This is a genomic window from Burkholderia sp. 4NA327C6, from assembly GCF_005502655.1.
Classification (GTDB): domain Bacteria; phylum Pseudomonadota; class Gammaproteobacteria; order Burkholderiales; family Burkholderiaceae; genus Burkholderia; species Burkholderia contaminans.
The window spans coordinates 96,929-118,058 of record NZ_SCNZ01000009.1 but is presented as its reverse complement, the minus strand read 5'-3'; the positions used below and the strand labels follow the sequence as shown (position 1 = coordinate 118,058).

The 21,130-nt window shown below is 64.1% G+C and carries 28 protein-coding genes and 1 tRNA gene; 22 read left to right on the top strand and 7 right to left on the bottom strand.

All coding sequences use genetic code 11. The features are described from left to right. Positions 1-18: 18 nt before the first annotated feature. The 13 genes from hisC (at position 19) to tatC (ending at position 8,207) form a co-directional block, all read left to right on the top strand. Positions 19-1,092: a histidinol-phosphate transaminase gene (hisC, locus tag FFS49_RS12040; protein WP_046544794.1), complete on the top strand. Its 1,074-nt coding sequence runs from the start codon at positions 19-21 to the stop codon at positions 1,090-1,092. Between the two features lie 65 nt (positions 1,093-1,157). After that, entirely contained in the window at positions 1,158-1,745 is a 588-nt protein-coding gene (hisB, locus tag FFS49_RS12035; protein ID WP_011350728.1) for an imidazoleglycerol-phosphate dehydratase HisB, read from the top strand. Between the two features lie 66 nt (positions 1,746-1,811). Further along, positions 1,812-2,432, top strand: coding sequence for a YchE family NAAT transporter (locus tag FFS49_RS12030; protein ID WP_039366649.1), 621 nt, complete (start codon positions 1,812-1,814; stop codon positions 2,430-2,432). After that, positions 2,429-3,070 carry an imidazole glycerol phosphate synthase subunit HisH gene (gene hisH / locus FFS49_RS12025; RefSeq protein ID WP_011350730.1) on the top strand — a complete coding sequence of 214 codons (642 nt, stop codon included), beginning with the start codon at positions 2,429-2,431 and terminating at the stop codon, positions 3,068-3,070. The genes FFS49_RS12030 and hisH overlap by 4 nt, the downstream gene beginning before the upstream one ends. 163 nt (positions 3,071-3,233) lie before the next feature. Continuing rightward, positions 3,234-3,989, top strand: coding sequence for a 1-(5-phosphoribosyl)-5-[(5-phosphoribosylamino)methylideneamino]imidazole-4-carboxamide isomerase (hisA, locus tag FFS49_RS12020; RefSeq protein ID WP_039366646.1), 756 nt, complete (start codon positions 3,234-3,236; stop codon positions 3,987-3,989). 105 nt (positions 3,990-4,094) lie between these two features. Then, a complete protein-coding gene (hisF, locus tag FFS49_RS12015; RefSeq protein WP_039366643.1) occupies positions 4,095-4,868 on the top strand; it encodes an imidazole glycerol phosphate synthase subunit HisF in 774 nt (257 codons plus the stop codon). Then, the gene (gene hisI / locus FFS49_RS12010; RefSeq protein WP_105816463.1) at positions 4,868-5,284 is read left to right on the top strand and encodes a phosphoribosyl-AMP cyclohydrolase; all 417 of its coding nucleotides are present in this window, start codon (positions 4,868-4,870) and stop codon (positions 5,282-5,284) included. Before hisF ends, hisI begins: the two co-directional genes overlap by 1 nt. Further along, positions 5,281-5,646: a phosphoribosyl-ATP diphosphatase gene (locus FFS49_RS12005; protein ID WP_006485344.1), complete on the top strand. Its 366-nt coding sequence runs from the start codon at positions 5,281-5,283 to the stop codon at positions 5,644-5,646. The genes hisI and FFS49_RS12005 overlap by 4 nt, the downstream gene beginning before the upstream one ends. 69 nt (positions 5,647-5,715) lie before the next feature. Next, positions 5,716-6,108: a membrane protein gene (locus FFS49_RS12000; protein WP_011350734.1), complete on the top strand. Its 393-nt coding sequence runs from the start codon at positions 5,716-5,718 to the stop codon at positions 6,106-6,108. Positions 6,109-6,139: 31 nt separating this feature from the next. After that, positions 6,140-6,505, top strand: coding sequence for a histidine triad nucleotide-binding protein (locus tag FFS49_RS11995; protein ID WP_011350735.1), 366 nt, complete (start codon positions 6,140-6,142; stop codon positions 6,503-6,505). Between the two features lie 93 nt (positions 6,506-6,598). Beyond that, positions 6,599-6,829, top strand: coding sequence for a Sec-independent protein translocase subunit TatA (gene tatA, locus FFS49_RS11990; RefSeq protein WP_021161850.1), 231 nt, complete (start codon positions 6,599-6,601; stop codon positions 6,827-6,829). 26 nt (positions 6,830-6,855) lie between these two features. After that, positions 6,856-7,377 carry a Sec-independent protein translocase protein TatB gene (gene tatB / locus FFS49_RS11985; protein WP_046544798.1) on the top strand — a complete coding sequence of 174 codons (522 nt, stop codon included), beginning with the start codon at positions 6,856-6,858 and terminating at the stop codon, positions 7,375-7,377. A gap of 41 nt (positions 7,378-7,418) precedes the next feature. Further along, the gene (gene tatC, locus FFS49_RS11980; protein WP_039366629.1) at positions 7,419-8,207 is read left to right on the top strand and encodes a twin-arginine translocase subunit TatC; all 789 of its coding nucleotides are present in this window, start codon (positions 7,419-7,421) and stop codon (positions 8,205-8,207) included. Positions 8,208-8,422: 215 nt separating this feature from the next. Here tatC and FFS49_RS11975 read toward each other — a convergent pair whose 3' ends face one another. Beyond that, the gene (locus FFS49_RS11975) at positions 8,423-9,628 is read right to left on the bottom strand and encodes a Do family serine endopeptidase (RefSeq protein ID WP_039366626.1); all 1,206 of its coding nucleotides are present in this window, start codon (positions 9,626-9,628) and stop codon (positions 8,423-8,425) included. A gap of 21 nt (positions 9,629-9,649) precedes the next feature. Here FFS49_RS11975 and FFS49_RS11970 point away from each other — a divergent pair, with 21 nt between their 5' ends. The 7 genes from FFS49_RS11970 (at position 9,650) to FFS49_RS11940 (ending at position 14,791) form a co-directional block, all read left to right on the top strand. Continuing rightward, positions 9,650-10,396 (top strand): Nif3-like dinuclear metal center hexameric protein, encoded by a 747-nt coding sequence (locus FFS49_RS11970; protein WP_105816464.1) that lies wholly within the window; start codon positions 9,650-9,652, stop codon positions 10,394-10,396. Positions 10,397-10,614: 218 nt separating this feature from the next. Next, a complete protein-coding gene (gene petA / locus FFS49_RS11965; protein ID WP_039366620.1) occupies positions 10,615-11,235 on the top strand; it encodes a ubiquinol-cytochrome c reductase iron-sulfur subunit in 621 nt (206 codons plus the stop codon). Continuing rightward, a complete protein-coding gene (locus tag FFS49_RS11960) occupies positions 11,232-12,614 on the top strand; it encodes a cytochrome bc complex cytochrome b subunit (RefSeq protein ID WP_105816465.1) in 1,383 nt (460 codons plus the stop codon). The genes petA and FFS49_RS11960 overlap by 4 nt, the downstream gene beginning before the upstream one ends. Before the next feature lie 21 nt (positions 12,615-12,635). Beyond that, positions 12,636-13,394 carry a cytochrome c1 gene (locus FFS49_RS11955; RefSeq protein WP_039366615.1) on the top strand — a complete coding sequence of 253 codons (759 nt, stop codon included), beginning with the start codon at positions 12,636-12,638 and terminating at the stop codon, positions 13,392-13,394. A gap of 92 nt (positions 13,395-13,486) precedes the next feature. Continuing rightward, positions 13,487-14,098, top strand: a complete 612-nt coding sequence (locus FFS49_RS11950) for a glutathione S-transferase N-terminal domain-containing protein (RefSeq protein WP_006400565.1) — start codon at positions 13,487-13,489, stop codon at positions 14,096-14,098. A 71-nt stretch (positions 14,099-14,169) separates the two neighbouring features. Continuing rightward, positions 14,170-14,697, top strand: coding sequence for a ClpXP protease specificity-enhancing factor (locus FFS49_RS11945; protein WP_105816466.1), 528 nt, complete (start codon positions 14,170-14,172; stop codon positions 14,695-14,697). Between the two features lie 18 nt (positions 14,698-14,715). Then, a tRNA-Thr gene (locus FFS49_RS11940) sits at positions 14,716-14,791 on the top strand. A gap of 57 nt (positions 14,792-14,848) precedes the next feature. Here the strand turns inward: FFS49_RS11940 and FFS49_RS42375 are convergent. The 5 genes from FFS49_RS42375 to FFS49_RS11915 form a co-directional block, all read right to left on the bottom strand. Further along, entirely contained in the window at positions 14,849-15,082 is a 234-nt protein-coding gene (locus FFS49_RS42375; RefSeq protein WP_082138526.1) for an integrase, read from the bottom strand. Positions 15,083-15,131: 49 nt separating this feature from the next. Next, the gene (locus tag FFS49_RS11930) at positions 15,132-15,647 is read right to left on the bottom strand and encodes a hypothetical protein (RefSeq protein ID WP_105816467.1); all 516 of its coding nucleotides are present in this window, start codon (positions 15,645-15,647) and stop codon (positions 15,132-15,134) included. A gap of 386 nt (positions 15,648-16,033) precedes the next feature. Continuing rightward, positions 16,034-16,291 carry a hypothetical protein gene (locus FFS49_RS11925; RefSeq protein ID WP_124473431.1) on the bottom strand — a complete coding sequence of 86 codons (258 nt, stop codon included), beginning with the start codon at positions 16,289-16,291 and terminating at the stop codon, positions 16,034-16,036. 560 nt (positions 16,292-16,851) lie between these two features. Beyond that, the gene (locus tag FFS49_RS11920) at positions 16,852-17,586 is read right to left on the bottom strand and encodes a LytTR family DNA-binding domain-containing protein (protein WP_105816468.1); all 735 of its coding nucleotides are present in this window, start codon (positions 17,584-17,586) and stop codon (positions 16,852-16,854) included. Position 17,587: 1 nt separating this feature from the next. After that, positions 17,588-18,673, bottom strand: a complete 1,086-nt coding sequence (locus tag FFS49_RS11915; RefSeq protein WP_224755860.1) for a histidine kinase — start codon at positions 18,671-18,673, stop codon at positions 17,588-17,590. Between the two features lie 413 nt (positions 18,674-19,086). Between FFS49_RS11915 and FFS49_RS11910 the strand changes: the two genes are divergently transcribed. After that, a complete protein-coding gene (locus FFS49_RS11910; protein WP_105816469.1) occupies positions 19,087-19,629 on the top strand; it encodes a hypothetical protein in 543 nt (180 codons plus the stop codon). A 356-nt stretch (positions 19,630-19,985) separates the two neighbouring features. Beyond that, on the top strand, positions 19,986-20,189 hold the full coding sequence (locus tag FFS49_RS11905; protein ID WP_039366802.1) for a hypothetical protein: 204 nt from the start codon (positions 19,986-19,988) through the stop codon (positions 20,187-20,189). A gap of 59 nt (positions 20,190-20,248) precedes the next feature. Here FFS49_RS11905 and FFS49_RS11900 read toward each other — a convergent pair whose 3' ends face one another. Further along, positions 20,249-21,049, bottom strand: coding sequence for a transporter substrate-binding domain-containing protein (locus tag FFS49_RS11900; RefSeq protein ID WP_105816470.1), 801 nt, complete (start codon positions 21,047-21,049; stop codon positions 20,249-20,251). Positions 21,050-21,130 lie beyond the last annotated feature (81 nt).

The following is a 21,130-nucleotide window of genomic DNA, read 5'->3' as shown; positions in this document are numbered from 1 at the left end:
GTACGCCGGCTTGAGACCATGACGACGCCACAAGACATCATCCGCCGCGACGTGCTCGCGATGACGAGCTACCCGGTGCCGGACGCGAGCGGGTTCGTGAAACTCGACGCGATGGAGAACCCGTACCCGCTGCCCGAACCGCTCGCCGCGGCGCTCGGCGAGCGTCTCGCGCAGGTCGCGCTGAACCGCTACCCGGCGCCGCGCCCGACCGCGTTGCTCGACAAGCTGCGCCATGCGATGGGCGTGCCGGCCGGCTGCGACGTGCTGCTCGGCAACGGCTCGGACGAAATCATCAGCATGATGTCGATGGCCTGTGCGAAGCCGGGCGCGAAGGTGCTCGCGCCGGTGCCGGGCTTCGTGATGTACGAACTGTCCGCGAAGCTCGCGCAGCTCGAATTCGTCGGCGTGCCGCTGAAGGCCGACCTGACGCTCGACGTCGACGCGATGCTCGCGGCTGTCGCCGAGCATCGTCCGGCGCTCGTCTATCTCGCGTACCCGAACAACCCGACCGGCACGCTGTACGACGATGCCGACATCGAACGGATCGTCGCGGCCGCGCGGCACAGCCTGGTCGTGATCGACGAGGCGTACCAGCCGTTCGCCGTTCGCTCGTGGCTGCCGCGCGCCGCCGAGTTCGACAACGTCGTCGTGATGCGCACGGTGTCGAAGCTCGGCCTCGCGGGCATCCGCCTCGGCTATCTGGTCGGTTCGCCCGCGTGGCTGACCGAATTCGACAAGGTGCGCCCGCCGTACAACATCAACGTGCTGACCCAGGCGACCGCCGATTTCCTGCTCGACCACCTCGACGTGCTCGACGCGCAGGCGGCCGACCTGCGGGCGGAACGCACGCGTCTCGCACAGGAAGTGGCCGCGCTGCCGGGCACGACGGTGTTCCCGAGCGCTGGCAATTTCCTGCTGGTGCGCGTGCCGGACGCGGCCGCCGTGTTCGACGCGCTGCTCACCGAGCGGGTTTTGGTCAAAAACGTGAGTAAAATGCATCCGTTGCTGGCTGAATGCGTGCGGCTGACCGTCGGTTCTCCCGACGAAAACGCGCGCCTGCTGGCCGCTTTGAAACTCGCGCTGCCCGGTTGAGCCTCTGGTCGCCGCTGCGCGAAACGATCAATCCCCATTTACATCGACTCAGTCAAGGAATTGCCATGCGTGTGGCGGAAGTCGTTCGCAATACCAGCGAAACGCAGATCCGTGTGAAGCTCAATCTCGACGGCACGGGCCAGCAGAAGCTGGCCACCGGCGTGCCGTTCCTCGACCATATGCTCGACCAGATCGCGCGACACGGTCTGGTCGATCTCGAGGTTGAAGCGCATGGCGATACGCATATCGACGACCACCACACGGTCGAAGATGTCGGCATCACGCTCGGGCAGGCTGTCGCGAAGGCGATCGGCGACCGCAAGGGCATCCGCCGCTACGGCCACTCGTACGTGCCGCTCGACGAGGCGCTGTCGCGCGTCGTGATCGACTTCTCCGGCCGGCCGGGCCTCGAATTCCACGTGCCGTTCACGCGGGCGCGGATCGGCACGTTCGACGTCGACCTGTCGATCGAATTCTTCCGCGGTTTCGTGAACCACGCGGGCGTCACGCTGCACATCGACAACCTGCGCGGGATCAACGCGCACCATCAGCTCGAGACGGTGTTCAAGGCCTTCGGCCGTGCGCTGCGCGCAGCGGTGGAGCTGGACGAGCGTGCGGCGGGGCAGATCCCGTCGACGAAGGGCAGTCTCTGAACCTGAACTGACCGGACGGAGCGTCAAGGACAACCTCACGGCTTCGGCGCGCGGCGCCGGCTTGCGATGGATCTGCTCAAATCGTTCATTTCGCTGCTGGCGCTGATCAACCCGGTCGGCGCGGTGCCGTTCTTCCTGAGCCTGACGGCGCAGCAGACGGATGCCGAGCGGCGGCGCACGATCCGGATCGCGTCGGTATCGGTGTTCTGCGTGATCACGGTGACGACGCTGCTCGGGCAGCAGATCATCGACTTCTTCGGCATCTCGGTCGGCTCGCTCGAAGTGGGCGGCGGGATCATCATGCTGCTGATGGCGATCAACATGCTGAACGCGCAGATCGGCAACACGCGATCGACGCCGGAGGAGCGCCACGAGGCCGAGCTGAAGGACAACATCGCGGTCGTACCGCTGGCGATTCCGCTGCTCACGGGCCCCGGCTCGATCAGCACGGTGATCATCTATGCGGCGAACTCGCATCACTGGTATGAGCGGGCCGGGCTGGTCGCGATCGGCGCGGTCCTGGCTTTTCTGTGTTTCGTCGCGATGCGGCTCGCCGAGCCGATCGCGAACTGGATCGGCCGCACGGGCATCAACATCGCCACGCGGCTGATGGGTCTGATGCTGTCGGCGCTGGCGGTGGAATTCATCGTCAATGGACTGAGGGCGCTACTGCCTGCACTGAGATGAAAACTTCGATTGCGATTGTGGATTATGGGATGGGCAACCTGCGCTCGGTCGCGCAGGCGCTCAAGAAGGCCGAACCGGCCGCCGACGTGGCGATCGTCGACACGCCGGCCGCGATCCGCGCGGCCGACCGTGTCGTGCTGCCCGGCCAGGGCGCGATGCCCGACTGCATGCGCAGCCTCGGCGAATCGGGCCTGCAGGAGGCCGTGATCGAGGCCTCGCGCACGAAGCCGCTGCTCGGCGTGTGCGTCGGCGAGCAGATGCTGTTCGACTGGAGTGCGGAAGGCGACACGAAGGGCCTCGGCCTGTTGCCCGGCAAGGTCGTGCGTTTCGAGCTCGACGGCCGCCTGCAGGACGACGGCTCGCGCTTCAAGGTGCCGCAGATGGGCTGGAACCGCGTGCGCCAGTCGCAGCCGCACCCGCTGTGGGACGGCGTGCCCGACGACGCGTATTTCTACTTCGTGCACAGTTATTACGTGACGCCGGACAACCCGGCGCATACGGTTGGCGAAACGGCATACGGCGCGCCGTTTACGTCCGCGGTCGCGCGGGACAACCTCTTCGCGACCCAATTCCACCCCGAGAAAAGCGCGGAGGTCGGGTTGCGTCTGTATCGCAACTTCGTACACTGGAAACCGTAAACGTGGTGCGCGAACCACAGTCGGCAGGCCGGCAAGGCCCGTCGCGCGGGGCTTGCGCGCTTATGTGCCGAAAGAGTTGTACTAAACTAGCGAGACGGCGCGGTACCGGATTGGCCGGTACGCGCCGGATTCTTTTCTTTTTCCACGACGACACCCGATTGCTATGTTGCTGATTCCGGCCATCGACCTCAAAGACGGTCAGTGTGTGCGCCTCAAACAGGGCGATATGGACCAGGCCACGATTTTCTCCGAGGACCCGGCGGCGATGGCCCGCAAGTGGGTCGATCTCGGCGCCCGGCGGCTCCATCTCGTCGACCTGAACGGCGCATTCGCCGGCAAGCCGAAAAATCTCGAGGCGATCGAAGCGATCCTCGACGAAGTCGGCGATGAAATCCCCGTACAGCTCGGCGGCGGCATCCGCAGCCTCGAGACGATCGAGAAGTATCTCGACGCCGGCCTGTCCTACGTGATCATCGGTACGGCTGCCGTGAAGAACCCCGGCTTCCTGCAGGACGCGTGCACCGCGTTCTCCGGCAACATCATCGTCGGCCTGGACGCGAAGGACGGCAAGGTCGCGACTGACGGCTGGAGCAAGCTGACCGGCCACGAAGTGATCGATCTCGCGCGCAAGTTCGAGGACTACGGCGTCGAATCGATCGTCTACACGGACATCGGCCGCGACGGGATGCTGCAGGGCATCAACATCGAGGCGACCGTGAAGCTCGCGCAGGCGGTCGGCATCCCGGTGATCGCCAGCGGCGGCCTGTCGAACCTCACGGACATCGAGAACCTGTGCGAAGTCGAAGAGCACGGCGTCGAAGGCGTGATCTGCGGCCGTGCGATCTACTCCGGCGATCTCGATTTCGCGGCCGCGCAAAAGCGCGCGGACGAACTGAACGGCGAACTCGACAACGCGTAAGCGCGGTTGTCCCGCTCGCCGGGGCTGCCTGCAGGCGGCTCCACCGGAAGCCTCGCGCGAGGCTTCCGTAACCGGCCGTCCCAGCGCGGCATTTGGCGCAACATCATGGCTCTAGCTAAACGCATCATCCCCTGCCTGGACGTGACTGCCGGGCGTGTCGTCAAGGGCGTCAATTTCGTCGAGCTGCGCGATGCCGGCGATCCCGTCGAAATCGCGCGCCGCTACGACGACCAGGGCGCCGACGAACTGACCTTCCTCGACATCACCGCGACGTCCGACCAGCGCGACCTGATCCTGCCGATCATCGAGGCCGTCGCGTCGCAGGTCTTCATTCCGCTGACCGTCGGCGGCGGCGTGCGCGCCGTCGAGGACGTGCGACGCCTGCTGAACGCGGGCGCGGACAAGGTCAGCATGAATTCGTCTGCAGTCGCGAACCCGCAGCTCGTGCGCGACGCGGCCGACAAGTACGGCTCGCAGTGCATCGTCGTCGCGATCGACGCGAAGCGCGTGTCGGCCGATGGCGAGACGCCGCGCTGGGAAGTCTTCACGCACGGCGGCCGCAAGAACACGGGCCTCGACGCGATCGAATGGGCGCGCAAGATGGCCGAGCTCGGCGCGGGCGAGATCCTGCTCACGAGCATGGACCGCGACGGCACCAAGTCCGGCTTCGACCTCGCGCTCACGCGCGGCGTGTCGGATGCAGTGCCGGTGCCGGTGATCGCGTCGGGCGGCGTCGGTTGCCTGCAGGATCTCGCGGACGGCATCAAGGACGGCCGCGCCGATGCGGTGCTGGCCGCGAGCATCTTCCACTACGGCGAGCACACGGTCGGCGAGGCGAAGCGCTTCATGGCCGACCAGGGCATCCCGGTGAGGCTGTGATGAATACGGAAACGAATGCATTGCCCGCGTGGCTCGACAAGGTCCGCTGGGACGACAACGGCCTCGTGCCGGTGATCGCGCAGGAGGCGTCGACGAACGACGTGCTGATGTTCGCGTGGATGAACCGCGAGGCACTGGCGAAGACGATCGAGACGCAGCGCGCGGTCTACTATTCGCGCTCGCGCAAGCGCCTGTGGTTCAAGGGCGAGGAGTCGGGCTACGTGCAGCACGTGCACGAGGTGCGGCTCGACTGCGACGAGGACGTCGTGCTGCTGAAGGTCGAGCAGGTGTCGGGCATCGCGTGCCACACCGGCCGGCATTCGTGCTTCTTCCAGAAATTCGAAGGCACCGTCGACAGCGGCGACTGGGTCGCGGTCGAACCGGTGCTGAAAGATCCCGAACACATCTACAAATGACGCAATCGACCGAAGACACGCTGCTGCGCCTCGCGGCCGTGATCGATAGCCGCAAGGGCGGCGATCCCGATCAATCGTACGTATCGCGCCTGTTCCACAAGGGCGACGACGCGGTGCTGAAGAAGATCGGCGAAGAGGCGACGGAAGTCGTGCTGGCTGCGAAGGACGTGCGCCAGGGCGGCGCGCCGACCGCACTCGTCGGCGAGGTGGCCGACCTGTGGTTCCACTGCCTCGTGATGCTGTCGCATTTCGACTTGAGCCCGGCCGACGTGATCGCGGAGCTCGAGCGCCGCGAAGGGCTGTCGGGTATCGAGGAGAAGGCCCTGCGCAAGCGTCGCGAGCGCGAGGAAAACGGCGGGTGACAGCCCCTTGTCGCGGGATGGCCACAGTGCGGTAAGCTGTAAGAATTGTCATCTAACGGGGGTAGCATCATGACCGATACGCCAAGCCAGTTTCCGCCGCCGTCGGTGCCGGGGGCCGCGGACGCCGAGCGCCTGAACGGGCTGCGCACGCTGACTCACGTGCTCTACGGCCTCTATGCGTTTCATTGGCTGACCGGCGGCGTCACGGGCATCATCGCGATCATCATCAACTACGTGAAGCGCGACGATGTGGCCGGTACGCCGTATGCGGCTCACTTCGAGTGGCAGATCCGCACGTTCTGGCGTGCGCTGATTGCGTACGTGATCGGGTTCGCGCTGATGTTCGTGGTGATCGGATTCGCGGTGATGTTTGTCACATGGATTTGGACGCTGTACCGTATCATCAAGGGTTGGCTGTACCTGAACGACAACAAGCCGCTCGATCCGCAGGCCTGGTTCTGACCGGCCGCGGGCGGGCGTCTGCAGGAGCAACATGAGTCACGATCCGAATTGCCTGTTCTGCAAGATCGCGGCAGGCGAGATCCCGAGCACGAAGGTGCATGAGGATGAAGAATTCGTCGCGTTCCGCGACATCCGCCCGGCGGCCGAGACACACGTGCTCGTGATTCCGCGCCAGCATCTGCCGACGCTGTCGGCGGCGAGCGACGCCGATGCGCCGATGCTCGGCCGGCTGATGCTGCTCGTCTCGCGTCTCGCCAGCCAGCTCGGCGTCGCGTATACGGGAGGCGAAACCGGTTTCCGTACGGTGATCAACACGGGCCCGGGCGGCGGGCAGGAGGTCTACCACCTGCACGCGCATATCCTGGCCGGCCCGCGCCCCTGGCAGCGGATGGGTTGACGGCGCGGGGCGTTTCCCCGCATCGATGGTCGAAGCCGGCGCGTTGCCGGCGATTTACGCCGCCTGGCGGCGTGGTTGAGGAGAGGTTTCATCATGGGTGGATTGAGCATTTGGCACTGGCTGATCGTGCTGCTGATCGTCGCGCTGGTTTTCGGTACCAAGAAGCTGCGCAACATCGGCAACGATCTCGGCAGCGCCGTGAAGGGTTTCAAGGACGGCATGAAGGACGGTGAAGCACCGGCGGACGCGCAGCAACTGCCGCGTTCGGGCTCGGTCGACGTCAACGCGAAGGAAACGACGCGTTCCGACTCGAACAAGGCGTAACGCCGTTACGCTGACAGGCATTCGCGATGCTGGATCTCGGTCTTTCGAAGATGGCGCTGATCGGCGTCGTCGCGCTCGTGGTGCTCGGCCCCGAGCGCCTGCCGCGCGTTGCGCGTACGGCAGGCGCGCTGTTCGGCCGTGCGCAGCGGTACATCAACGACGTGAAGGCCGAGGTCTCGCGCGAAATCGAACTCGACGCGCTGCGGACGATGAAGACCGATTTCGAGACGGCCGCGCGCAATGTCGAGACGACGATTCACGACAACCTGCGTGAGCACGAGAAGGACCTGAACGACACGTGGCATTCCGCGGTCGGCGGTCTCAACGAAGCGGCGGGCGACGCCGGTTCGACGGGTTCCGACATGCCGTCGTGGCGCGGCAGTACGGCCGCGCTCGCGCCGAAGCGCCGCAACTGGCGCGTCAAGCAGGCGGCTGCGCCTGCCTGGTACAAGCGCGCGACCACCCGCCGTACGCACGTGCAGTCGGGCGCCGCGCGTGTCGCGCGCCACCAGCCGGCCAGCCTGCGCCGGCCGACGCGCTTCTTCTGAGCCGAGCGCATGCTCGCTCGTCAATCCTACCGAGGGCCGGTGTGAGCGACCCCCAGCAGAACCCGGGCGACGCCCCGGAAGAAACCTTCATTTCCCATCTCGTCGAGCTTCGCGATCGCATCATTCGCGCGGGCGCGGCCGTGATCGTCGTGTTCCTCGGGCTCGTCTACTGGGCGCCCGACATCTTCCGGCTGCTCGCGCGGCCGCTGATGGAGAACCTGCCGAAAGACGGCAAGATGATCGTCACCGACGTCACCGGCTCGTTCTTCGTGCCGATGAAGGTCACGATGCTCGTCGCGCTGGTGATTGCGCTGCCGATCGTGCTGTACCAGATCTGGGCGTTCGTCGCGCCAGGGCTGTACCAGCACGAGAAGAAGCTCGTCGCGCCGCTCGTCGGCAGCAGCTACCTGCTGTTCCTGTGCGGGATGGCGTTCGCGTACTTCCTCGTGTTCCCGACGATCTTCCGCGTGATGGCGCACTACAACGCGCCGCTCGGTGCGGAAATGACAACCGACATCGACAACTACCTGAGCTTCGTGCTCGGGATGTTCATCGCGTTCGGGGTCACGTTCGAGGTGCCGATCGTCGTCGTGCTGCTCGTCCGGATGGGCGTGCTGTCGCTGAAGAAGCTGAAGGAGATGCGGCCGTACGTGATCGTCGGCGCGTTCGTCGTCGCGGCGGTCGTCACGCCGCCTGACGTGTTCTCGCAACTGATGCTCGCATTGCCGCTGGTCGTGCTGTTCGAGATCGGGCTGCTGGCCGCGCGGTTCTTCGTGCCGAAGAAGCCGGCCGAAGAAGGCGAGGCGGGGAACGGCGAAGCCGCCAGTTGATGAACGCGCGCCGGGCGGCGCGCGGCGGCCGGGGCTTCGGCGCCAGGCTTGAGTAAAACCCGGTGAACGTAGTCGGCCGGGGGGGCGGATGGCGGGGCCATCTTCCCGGCAACAAGGTTTTTTCGATACAAAGTAAAAGGGCAGCCAACCGGCTGCCCTTTTTCATTTCCGACGGTGGTATCCGGGGCATGCGGCCGTGCGCCGCTCGCCGGACGTCACTCGGTATCGCTGTCCTGCTCGTCGAGCGTCTGCTTCGGCGGCGGCGGGCGCTTGCCGATCACGACGCTCACATCGAGCTCCTTGCCCTTGCGCACGACGTGCACCTTGGTCGGCGTGCCGGGCTTGATCTGCGCGACGGTGTTCAGCAGCTTCGTGGTGTCGGTGATCTCGTCGCCGTTGACCGAGACGAGGATGTCGCCCGGCTTGATGCCGGCCTTGTCGGCCGGGCCGCCCTGCAGCACGCCGGCGACGATCGCGCCCGATTTCTGCGTCAGCCCGAACGACTCGGCGATCTCCGGCGTGACGTCCTGCGGCTCGACGCCGATCCAGCCGCGCGTGACCGAGCCCGTCGTGATGATGCTTTCGAGCACCGTGCGCGCGGTCGACACGGGGATCGCGAAGCCGATGCCGAGCGAGCCGCCCGAACGCGAGTAGATCGCGGTGTTGATGCCGAGCAGGTTGCCGTTCACGTCGACCAGCGCGCCACCCGAGTTGCCGGGGTTGATCGGCGCATCGGTCTGGATGAAGTTCTCGAACGTGTTGATGCCGAGGTGGTTGCGGCCCAGCGCGCTGATGATCCCCATCGTGACCGTCTGGCCGACACCGAACGGGTTGCCGATCGCGAGCACGACATCGCCGACCCGCGACTGGTCCGAGCGGCCGAGCGTGATCGTCGGCAGGTTCGTCATGTTGATCTTCAGCACCGCGAGATCGGTCTCGGGATCGCTGCCGATCACCTTCGCGGTGGCGGTGCGGCCGTCGGCGAGCGCGACTTCGATCTGGTCGGCGCCGTCCACGACGTGCTGGTTCGTTAGAATGTAACCTTCAGGGCTCACGATAACGCCCGAGCCAAGGTTCGCGGCCGGTTCGTCCTGCTGCTTGCGGGCGTTGCGGTCGCCGAAGAAGTAGCGGAACAGCGGATCTTTCGCGCGCGGGTCGGGCGGTAGCGAGCCGTCCTTGCTGGAGAAGACGTTGACGACGGCCGGCATCGCCTTTTGCGCGGCTTCGGCGTACGACGTGGTCGCCGGTGCGCCGCCGATGCCCGGCGCGACTTCTCGCAGCGCAACGATCGGCGTGGCGAGCTGCTTGCCGAGCTGTCCTTGCCGTTGCAGCCATTGCGGCTTGAGCGTCACGACGATGAACATCAGCGCGAGCAGTACGGTGACCGCCTGCGCGAAGAACAGCCAGAAGCGTCTAAGCATCTGAATGGATTAGAGGTTTATATGGATCGGATCGAACTTGAATTGTACTTGAACAATACCCTTGAAACCGCGCGCTTCAAGGACTATTGCCCGAATGGCCTCCAGGTCGAGGGGCGTCGCAAGATCGAGAAGATCGCCACCGGTGTGACGGCGTCGGTCGCGTTTCTCGAAGCCGCGCTCGAATGGGGGGCGGATGCCGTGCTCGTCCATCACGGCTATTTCTGGCGCAACGAGCCGCCGCAGATCACGGGCCGCAGATACCAGCGCCTGAAGCTGCTGCTCGCGAACGACCTGAATCTGTTCGCGTTCCATCTCCCGCTCGACGCGCATCCCGAATTCGGCAACAACGCGCAGCTCGGCGACCGGCTCGGCCTGATCGGCGAGCAGCGGTTCGGCGAAGGCGACCTCGGCTGGATGGCGACGCTGCCGATGCCCGTCACGCTCGAGCACTTCGTCGCGAAGGTCGAGCGTACGCTCGGCCGCACGCCGCTCGTGCTCGGTGATCCGGACATGCAGTTGCGCCGCATCGGGTGGTGCACGGGCGCCGCGCAAAGCTATTTCGACGCGGCGATCGACGCGGGCGCGGACGTGTTCCTGACCGGCGAGGTGTCCGAATACGTGACGCATACGGCTGCCGAGAGCGGCGTCGCGTTCGTTGCGGCAGGGCACCATGCGACCGAGCGCTACGGAATCCAGGCACTTGGCGCCCACTTGTCCGAAGAATTCGATATCGAACACCTTTTTATCGATATTCATAACCCCGTCTGAATGCCGGATTTGCGGCAGCGCATCGAAATTTCGCAATGTAGCTAACACTTAAAAGCGAAATGATTTAATCGCTCCGATAGTGGGGGAAAACCCTTGACTATCAATCACTTCGAAGGGATTTTCATCTCCGGGCCTTGTAAATGGCGACTCCATTCGCGCAAACTAGCGGCGGAATGAAAAGTCGTGACGGAAAATCCAACTCAGAAGTGGGGCGTGTGATGCGAGACAAGGAAGAGAAACGCGTCGACAGCGGCCGCCGTACCTGGCTGATTGCGACATCCGTAGCAGGTGGCGTGGGAGGCGTAGCCACCGTCATACCTTTCGCGGCGTCGCTTGCGCCGTCCGCGAAAGCGAAAGCGGCCGGTGCACCGGTCGAAGTCGACATCAGCGGGCTGAAGCCCGGTGAAATGGTGACCGTTCCGTGGCGCGGCAAGCCGGTGTGGATCCTGAACCGCACCGACGCAATGCTGGCCGACGTGGTCAAGGCCGACAAGGAAGTGGCCGATCCGACCACCGAAAAGCCCTATACGATGCCGTTGCCCGCGTATTGCGCGAACGAATATCGCGCGCGGGCCGATCGCAAGAACATTCTCGTCGTGATGGCCGTGTGTACGCACCTCGGCTGCACGCCAAGCCAACGCTTCACGCCGGGTCCGCAGCCGAACCTGCCGGACGACTGGCCGGGCGGCTTCCTCTGCCCGTGCCATGGTTCGACCTACGACCTCGCCGGCCGTGTGTTCAAGAACAAACCGGCGCCTCAGAATCTCGACATCCCGCCCTACATGTTCACGTCGGCAACGACCCTCGTGATCGGCAAGGACGAGAAAGGAGAAGCGTGATGGCCGACAACAAGGAAGTCTCCACGACAGGTCTCACCGGCTGGATCGATCAGCGCTTCCCGCTCACGTCCACCTGGAAGAAGCACGTTTCCGAGTACTACGCGCCGAAGAACTTCAACTTCTGGTACTTCTTCGGCTCCCTCGCACTGCTGGTGCTCGTCAACCAGATCGTCACGGGTATCTTCCTGACGATGAACTACAAGCCCGATTCGACGCTCGCGTTCGCGTCGGTCGAGTACATCATGCGCGAGGTGCCGTGGGGCTGGCTGATCCGCTACATGCACTCCACGGGCGCGTCGATGTTCTTCGTGGTCGTTTATCTGCACATGTTTCGCGGGCTGCTTTACGGGTCGTACCGCAAGCCGCGCGAGCTCGTATGGATCTTCGGCTGCGCGATCTTTCTGTGCCTGATGGCCGAGGCGTTCTTCGGCTACCTGCTGCCGTGGGGCCAGATGTCGTTCTGGGGCGCGCAGGTGATCGTGAACCTGTTCTCGGCGATCCCGTTCGTCGGCCCCGACCTGTCGCTGTGGATTCGCGGCGACTACGTCGTGTCGGACGTCACGCTGAACCGCTTCTTCGCGTTCCACGTGATCGCAATTCCGCTCGTGCTGGTCGGCCTCGTGATCGCGCACCTCGTTGCGCTGCACGAAGTGGGCTCGAACAACCCGGACGGCATCGAGATCAAGGCGAAGAAGGACGAAAACGGCATTCCGCTCGACGGCATCCCGTTCCACCCGTACTACTCGGTGCACGATTTCCTCGGCGTGTGCGTATTCCTGATGGTGTTCGCGCTGATCGTGTTCTTCTCGCCGGAAATGGGCGGCTACTTCCTCGAGGCGAACAACTTCGTCCCGGCGAACCCGCTGCAGACACCGCCCGAGATCGCGCCGGTCTGGTACTTCACCGCGTTCTACGCGATGCTGCGCGCGACCACCGACCCGTTCAAGATCGTGCTGATGATCGTGATCGTGCTGCTCGGCGTGCTCGCGCTGATCCGCGCGCGCGGCAAGTGGAAGGTCGGCCTGCCGGTGCTGGCCGCGGCGATCGTCGTGTTCATGTACCTGACGGAGTCGAAGTTCTGGGGCGTCGTCGTGATGGGGTCGGCGGTGATCACGCTGTTCTTCCTGCCGTGGCTCGACCGCAGCCCGGTGAAGTCGATCCGCTACCGGCCGCTGTTCCACAAGGTGTTCCTCGGGATCTTCGTCGTGGCGTTCCTGACCCTCGGGTTCCTGGGCACGCGGCCGCCATCGCCGGCCTCGACACTGATCGCGCAGGCCTGTGCGCTGATCTACTTCGCGTTCTTCCTCGGCATGCCCGTCTGGACGCCGCTTGGCACGTTCAAGCAGCCGCCGGAGCGGGTGCGCTTCAAGCCCCATTAACGTGAGCGAGGAGAGAACGACATGAAGAAACTGCTTTCGACACTCGCGCTGATCGGGGCGACCGCCTGTGCGCTGCTGGTGGCGCCGGCGGTTCGGGCGGAAGGTAATTTTCCGCTCGACCGGGCGCCCGATAACACGGAAAATCTCGTTTCGCTTCAGCACGGCGCGCAATTGTTTGTAAACTATTGCCTGAACTGCCACAGCGCGAACCTGATGCGCTACAACCGTCTGACGGATCTGGGCATATCCCAGAAGGAGATCGAAAAGAATCTCCTGTTCACGACCGACAAGGTCGGCAACACGATGTCCGTTGCGATGCGGCCCGAAGACGCGAAGAACTGGCTCGGCACCTCGCCGCCCGACCTGTCGGTCGAGGAGCGTGCGCGCGGCCGCGACTGGCTGTATACGTATCTGCGGAGTTTCTACCGCGACGATACGCGGCCGAGCGGCTGGAACAACGCGGTGTTCGAGAACGTCGGCATGCCTCATGTACTGTGGCAGCTGCAGGGGCAGCGCACCGCCAAATTCGAAGACAAGACGGACGAGGAGACGGGCGAGAAGGTCCATACGCTCGTCGGCTTCCAGCAGGTCACACCGGGGACACTATCCGCGGTGGATTATGATTCTGCGGTTGCCGACCTGGTGGCGTACATGACCTGGATGTCCGAGCCGGCTCAGCAGACCCGCAAACGCCTCGGCGTATGGGTGCTGATCTTTCTCGGTGTTCTGACTTTCCTGGCCTGGCGGCTCAATGCCGCGTACTGGAAAGATATCAAGTAATCACGCCTGACCGGCGTGGGGCCGGCGCAAGGTGGAACCCCGCAAGGAGTTCGCCGCGTGCCGGCCCTCGGCTTTTTTGAGGAAACGCAAACATGATGGTTCTGTATTCCGGCACAACTTGCCCGTTCTCCCAGCGTTGCCGGCTGGTGTTGTTCGAGAAGGGCATGGATTTCGAAATCCGTGACGTCGACCTGTTCAACAAGCCGGAAGACATTTCGGTGATGAACCCGTACGGTCAGGTACCGATCCTGGTCGAACGCGACCTGATCCTGTACGAATCGAACATCATCAACGAGTACATCGACGAGCGCTTCCCGCATCCGCAACTGATGCCGGCCGATCCCGTGCAGCGCGCACGTGCACGCCTGTTCCTGCTCAATTTCGAGAAGGAACTGTTCGTCCACGTCAGCACGCTCGAGAACGAGAAGGGCAAGGCAGCAGAGAAGAACCACGAGAAGGCACGCCTCGCGATTCGCGATCGCCTGACGCAGCTCGCGCCGATCTTCGTGAAGAACAAGTACATGCTCGGCGAAGAATTCTCGATGCTCGACGTCGCGATCGCGCCGCTGCTGTGGCGTCTGGATCACTACGGCATCGAGCTGTCGAAGAACGCCGCGCCGCTGATGAAGTACGCCGAGCGGATCTTCAGCCGTCCGGCCTACATCGAAGCACTGACGCCGTCCGAAAAGGTCATGCGTCGTTGATGGTGCAATGAGTGCATGACGGAGAGGGCGGCGCGGCGTGCCGCGCCCCCGCTCCGGGTTCGAGGATTGTGATGCAAGAGATTTCAACGAAGCCTTATCTGCTGCGCGCGTTGTACGAGTGGTGCACCGATAACGGTTACACGCCGCATATCGCGGTGAGGGTCGACAACTCGACGCGCGTGCCGCGTCAGTTCGTGCGTGACGGCGAGATCGTGCTCAACATCAGCTTCGAGGCGACGAGCCAGTTGCAGATGGGCAACGAGTGGATCGAGTTCACGGCCCGGTTCTCCGGGAAGGCGCACAAGATCGAGATTCCGGTTGCCAACGTGCTCGCGATCTATGCGCGCGAGAACGGGCAGGGCATGGCGTTCCAGGTCGATGCGGTCGCGGGTGAAGGCGCGGATTCGGGCGCGTTCGATGAAGATGCGCCGCAGACGGATGATGCGCAGCGCGACGAAACGCCGGCCGTCTTGACACCGGTGGCCGACAGCGGCGCGAACGAGGAGCCCTCCGAAGGCGCCGACGAGCCGCCGAAGACGGACGGCGATGGCGACGGTTCAAAAGGTGGCAGCAGACCTCGCCTCAAGATCGTGAAATGAGGTAGAATCTCGCGCTACGCCGGCTTAGCTCATCTGGTAGAGCAGTTGATTTGTAATCATCAGGTGGCGGGTTCGAGTCCTGCAGCCGGCACCATATCCAGCAAGGGGTTACGCGATGTTTGCGTAGCCCCTTCGCGTTTCCAATACCCTCTCATGTTTCCAATGCGCGTCGGCGAAACGGTTTAACCGGCCGTGTGCCGCGCACGTAACGCGCCGTCACGCCCGGTCCGCTGTGACCCGCCAGGCGCTGCCCGACTTCCAATCCTTCATGGTTCGTCTTGTGCGTCACGCCGCGCGCGCGGAGATCGCGGAATGGAAACGTCGCCTTGTCGAAGCGTGAAGGCAGCTTGCCCTTCCAAAGTGGGTAGCCTTTTTGGTCGCGCAAGAGGTGGGGCGAGAGGTCGACCTTCGAACCGCGCCAGGCGAGCAGTCGCTCAAACAGCGCCGCGAGGGCGCCCGTAATCTGTACGTTGACAATGCTCCAGTCTTTTGTGTGCGGAAGAAGATGCCCGCACAATGTTGGCGCGCTGCATGCGCAGGATGTCCGAGGGGCGTTGTACGCAGAGATTGGCCAGATCCATCGCGTTGCACAGCGGTTGGTAGGGCGCGGCATAGACGGCCGCATACAGCTCGTCATCGATGAGGGCGTCCCGGCGCCCGGTCTCCTTCTTCCTGCGCACGCCGGCGCACGGGTTCGCGATTGCCATCATGCCCCACAGCCGCCCGCAGTTCAGGACCAGCGACAGCCCGGCCTTCGTGCGGTTCGCTGTCACGACGCCGCGCTTCTCTACCGTCGTGCGCCAGATCGTGGCGACGTCGCCCGGCGCGAGCGTATCGAGCTCGCGATCGCCGATGACGGCAGCGGGCCCGGACAGGAACAGGTCGTACATGCGCCGCAGCAGACTTCTGCAGCGCGGGGGCGTCAGGGCGGTTTCGGTATGTACTTCCATGTGCCTTAGTTATGCAGCATCGGCGCTTCCTGTCCTTTGTGCTCGGTTCGGTCACAATAATGGGCCGCTCACAATAGCGCCGGTCCCGAATGCTCCGAGTACTGGCCGACGATAGTCAGAATCGGCACTAAGGCCTCGCTACATAAGGCTTTGCGGCGAAACTGCCAGATTTTGCACGAAAATGACGATTACCCCTGGCCGGACACTCCTGACGCTAGACGCCGCACTCCCAATATCCGGTGACGCGAGTCCGGTAATCAACTGCGATTGGAATTATCTGGAACTATATATTTTATAGAAAGTCAATTCGTCACGTAATTGAAAATGGTTTGGTGGCGGAAGCGTCACCAAACCATTGGGGTGATATCAAAGGACTATTTCGATCGTTACGTCAATTGGATCGTAAATCCTTCCTTCGAGCCTTCAAATGATACTCCGGATTGGAGGGGGCCCGACCCATACTTCCAGATAGCATACAGTGCCTTGGTTTTGCCTTTGGCGGGATCTCCGAATCGATTGGTCGCCAAAAAAGTGCGTGCCCCTTCGGCGAATTCCGTTTTGATGCCATTGGTGACATCGATTGTCTGGTTAAGATAGCCGTAGCCAGCATATACGATTGTCACTTCGTTTACCAGTTCAGTCATTTTTAACCTCGTAAGTGATCGCGATTATCGAAAACATATCGTTATATAAAGTCCGATATCCATCTAACTTCGAAGCCTGTCGGACATCTACGTAACGATATAAGAATCGGTTAGACGCCTTTCCAAATCAATTACAAGTAATTACGCGAGTGACAAGTTGGCGGAAACGCTGAGCTCCTTTGTTTACGCAAACATGCAAACTTCATCGCGAACCGAGCGGGTAGCCATCGCTTGGATTAGGACGTGGTGGAAGGCGGCTAACGAAACCAGGGCAAAACTGCTGAAACCGCGGCGGGCAGGCGCTTCCAATTCGAACCAAAGCCCCGACAGATAAGGCTGACAAGCCGGCATAGTCTGTAGTTTTGGAAACGCGAAATACAGCTAATTCACTGTAATCGTTGATTTTTTCAAGTGCCTTGTAATCATCAGGTGGCGGGTTCGAGTCCTGCAGCCGCACCACATTGAACGAAGGGCTACGAGATCTTGTCTCGTAGCCCTTCGTCGTTTTCAGGCCAGTTTCCAGCGGGGCTGCTGAACAGGCATCCCCCGCCCGATCTGCATCACATCTGCCTGAACAACCCCGCATACGCCCGACTGACCGGCAGCATCTCCCGCTGCCCGTTCACGCGAATCCGCAACCTTCCCAACAGATCGCGCTCGACACGATCGATCGCTGCGTACGCAACGATCACGCCGCGATGCACCTGCACGAACCGCTCGGGATCGAGCCGCTGCATCAGCTCCTTCAGCGGCGTGCGAATCACGAGCCGTTCGCTGGCCGTCACGATTTCCGTGTATTTCTCCGAAGCCTGGAAATACAGCACGTCATCGACCGAGACGAGCCGCGTTGCATCCTTCACGCCTACCGTCAGCCAGCGGATCGGCGCCGCGTCCCGCGTTTGCACCGCCTGCGCGAGCGCATCGGCATGCGCAAGCGCCGGGCCGCCGCGCTGCAGCTTCGCGATACAGCGCAGCAGCCGCTCGTCGGTCACCGGCTTCAGCAGGTAGTCGACCGCCGCACGATCGAACGCATCGACCGCGTATTCGTCGTGGGCCGTGACGAACACGACGTGCACGTCGGGTGCCAGCGCCGCGAGCTTCAGGCCGTCGATGCCGGGCATCCGGATGTCGAGAAACGCGATGTCCGGGCGCGGCGACGCGTTCAGTGCGGCCAGCGTTTCGATGCCGTTGCGCGGCATCGCGACGATGTCCAGTTCGGGCCAGAGCTGACCGAGCCGCTGCGCAAGCGAGGCGGACAGGTTTGGTTCGTCGTCGGCGATGAGGGCGGTCGGCATGTCAGTCGATCGGAATCAGGAGGGTCGCAGTGACGCCATGCGCGGCGGCGGCGTTCGTCTCGACTGAGACGCGGCCGCGCTCGCCGTGCAGCGTCCGGATGCGCGCGGCGACGTTGGCAAGGCCGACGCCGCCATGCAGGCGCGAGTTGCCATTGCCGAGGCCGACGCCCGTATCGATCACGTTCAGTTCCATGCAGTCGCCCCGCATCCTGCCGCGAATCACGATCACGCCGCCGTCGATCGACGGCTCGATCCCGTGCAGCAGCGCATTCTCGACGAGCGGTTGCAGCAGCAGCGGCGAGAACGGCAGTGCCTGCAGATCCGCCGGCACGTCGATCGCATATGAAAGCCGCTCGCCGAGCCGGATCGACGCGATCTTCAGCAACGCGTCGACGAGCTCGAGCTCGTCGCCAAGCGTCGACGTCGCATCGCGCGTGCGTCGCAGGCTCGCACGCAGGTAGCGGTTCAGGCTGTCGAGCATCGTCGACGCGCGGGCCGGATCGCGCTCGATCAGGCTCTGCACGTTCGCGAGCGTATTGAACAGGAAGTGCGGTTCGATCTGCGCCTGCAGCAACGCCAGGCGCGCCGCCGTCTCGGCCTGGCGGGCTTCGGCGGCTTCGCGGCGCTCGGTCTCGAGCGTCGCGCGCATGCGCATCGACTGCAGGAACAGCGACACGCACACGAACAGGATCGCCGAGATGAGGAACGACGGCCCGTAGTTGTCCCACGTGCCGATGCGGGCGCGCCCGAACACGTGCGGCACGTTTCCGCTGGTGAGCGCTGCCGTGATCTCGAAACCGATGAGCACGCTGGCCGGTGCGATCACGATGGCCTTGAGCGCGAGCCCCGGCTTGCGCGGCAGGAGCCAGTCGGCGGCGTGACTGAGCAGCAGCGCGGAGAAGCCGATCGCGTTGGCGACGACAAGGTCGGGCAACAGCGGCTGCTGGAAATGGAGCGCCCAGAAACCCAGGCCGACGACCGAGTTGAAGCACGCGAACGCGAGCAGTGCGGCCGGATCGCGCAGCAATCGCGGCTCGGCGCCGGCGGGTGGCTGCGGAATCGGCGAAGGGTCGGACGTGGCTCGCATGGTATCGGGTGAGGATGGCGCGCGATGCGCTGATGGTCTGACCTTACTGCCGGACGGCCCGACTGCGCACGCATTGCGACGAACGGTGCGCGGCCTCGACGAAGCGCTTCCGCTGCCGATGGTTGGCCGGTTTCCGTCACGAGTGTAGTGGAAGGGGCTGCGGAAGGACACCGGGCGTGGCTGGTTTCGCGTCGAGCATGAAGCGTCGGCCGGCTCGTCGAAGGCCGACTTTTCGGTTCGGAAGTTGCCGGCCTCCGGATTCGTGGGCGCATCGGTCTGCCCGATCAGCCGAACGATCATCGTCGCGACGCGCCACTCGTCCGCGAATTCCGGCCGCCCGTCGCAAGCCCCGCCGCCTGCCGCGATCGGGCAGTACGGTGTTGCCGTGTCCATCCGATCAGGCGACTCCGACCATGTCCGCGCTCCTTCACCTGAAGCCTTACGTGTACGTGATGTTCTGCGTGCTGCTCTATATCGGCATCAAGCGCTGTTTCCCGCGCGAGGTGCCGGCTGTCCGACCGTTGATCTCGCCGGTCGCGTTCGGGATGCTCGGCATCGCCAGCCTGAACGGACTTTTTCCGCATGCGGGTGTCGACGCGAATGCGATCGCGCTGGCAGCCGTCCTGGGCGGCGCGGCGCTGGGCTGGCTGCACGCGAGCCGGTGGCGGCTCGCGTACCGCCGGGCCTCGTCGGGCCTGCGCGTGCGCCTGCCCGGCGACGCGAGCCTGCTCGTCACGCTGATGCTGACGTTCGTCGCCGAAACCGGCATCCATTACGCGGTCGCCGTGCATGCACCGTGGGCGGCGACGGGCGGCTTCGTGATGGTGTCGTTCGCGGTATGGGGCGTGCTCGTCGGGATGACGCTCGGGCGCGCGCTGAATGTGGTCGTGCGCTGCATGCGCCATGCGAACGGAGCGGAGCATGGGAGTTTCCCGTATTCGGTCGATCCGCGATGAAGGGTGCGAAACGGGCCGCGAGCGGGCACCTGACGGCCTGACAGGCGATGCGGCCCGTCTTCGTCAATCGGGGGCGGCATCGAACCGAAGCGGCGTGTGACGCGCCCCGATTTGCACCCCGTTTCCTGTCACGGTCGCGTCATGGCGCGCCCATAACGTTGCACGTTCCCGTCGCGGCGGCACCGCCGGACCGGGAACGTGCGCAACCCGCTCGCGACGACGTGCCCAAGTCGCAGGTGGGGGCCGACCGGGATCTCGCTCCCGGCGGCGCAGCGGTCATGCATCGCGCCATTTCATTCGAAAATACGATCGACGACGGTTCGAACTGGACCACGGACGATCAGGAGACAGGGACCATGCTGAGTCCGCATGAATTCTCGATGCTGCTGCGCGTCGCGCGTGCGCCGGACAGCGTCGATCCGTCGAATCCGGCCTTTGCCGTGCTGGTCGAGAAGCGGCTGGTCGACGATACGCAGGTACGCATGAATGCCGTGGCCGCGCACCCGGCGCTGACACCGATCGGCCAGATGCTGCTGGCGCGCTTCGACGAAGCGGCTTGAAGGGCAGCGTCACGCCTTCGTCGGAACGAAGGACGTGACGCGTTGAAGCGCCGGGCCGCTTACTGCGCGACCGGCACGGTCACGTCGCTGCCGAACCAGTGCATCGAGATCTTCTTCAACGTGCCGTCCTTGTGCAGCGAGTCGAGCGCATCGTTGATCGCCTTCTCGAACTTCGGGTTGCCCTTGCGGAACGGGATCGCCATTTCCTGCTTGCCGCCGTTAAGCACCGCGCCCGCGCGCAGCGGCAGGTTCGACGTCTTGATCATGTACGGCAGCATCAGGCGGTCGTCGAGCGTCGCCTCGATCCGGCCCGCGGCGAGGTCGCGCAGCTTCTCCGGCGCGCCCGGATACGTCTGAACCTCGATGCCCGGCACGGTCCGCGCCATCTGGTCGTAGTTGGTGCCGAGCGTCACGCCGAGCTTCTTGCCCTTGAAGTCGTCGAGCGACTTGAAGTTGCGCGAGTCGTCCTTGCGCTGGATCAGCTGGGCGGCCGAATACGTGTACGGCTCGCTGAAGTCGAGCACTTCCTTGCGCTGCGGCGTGATCGTGACCTGATTGACGATCACGTCGAACTTGCCGGCCTGCAGGCCCGCGATGATGCCGCTCCATTCGGTCGGGATGAACTGCGTCTTCACGCCGAGCTTGCCGGCGACCGCGTTCGCGATGTCGACATCGAAGCCTTCGAGCTGGCCCGACGTGCCGCGTGAGTTGAACGGCGGATACGTGCCTTCGAGGCCGACGCGCAGCACGCCGGCTTTCTTCACCGAGTCGAGCAGGTCTTCCGCGTGCGCGGCGACGGCCGTGAAGCCGAGGGCCGATGCGAGCAGCAGGCCCGACAGCAGGAACTTCGAACGTTTCATTGCAGATCTCCAGTGGACAGCGTGGTGTTGGGGTGAGCGCCGGGCGCCGGGTGGGCGCGGCGGGCCGCAATACGGGCACGT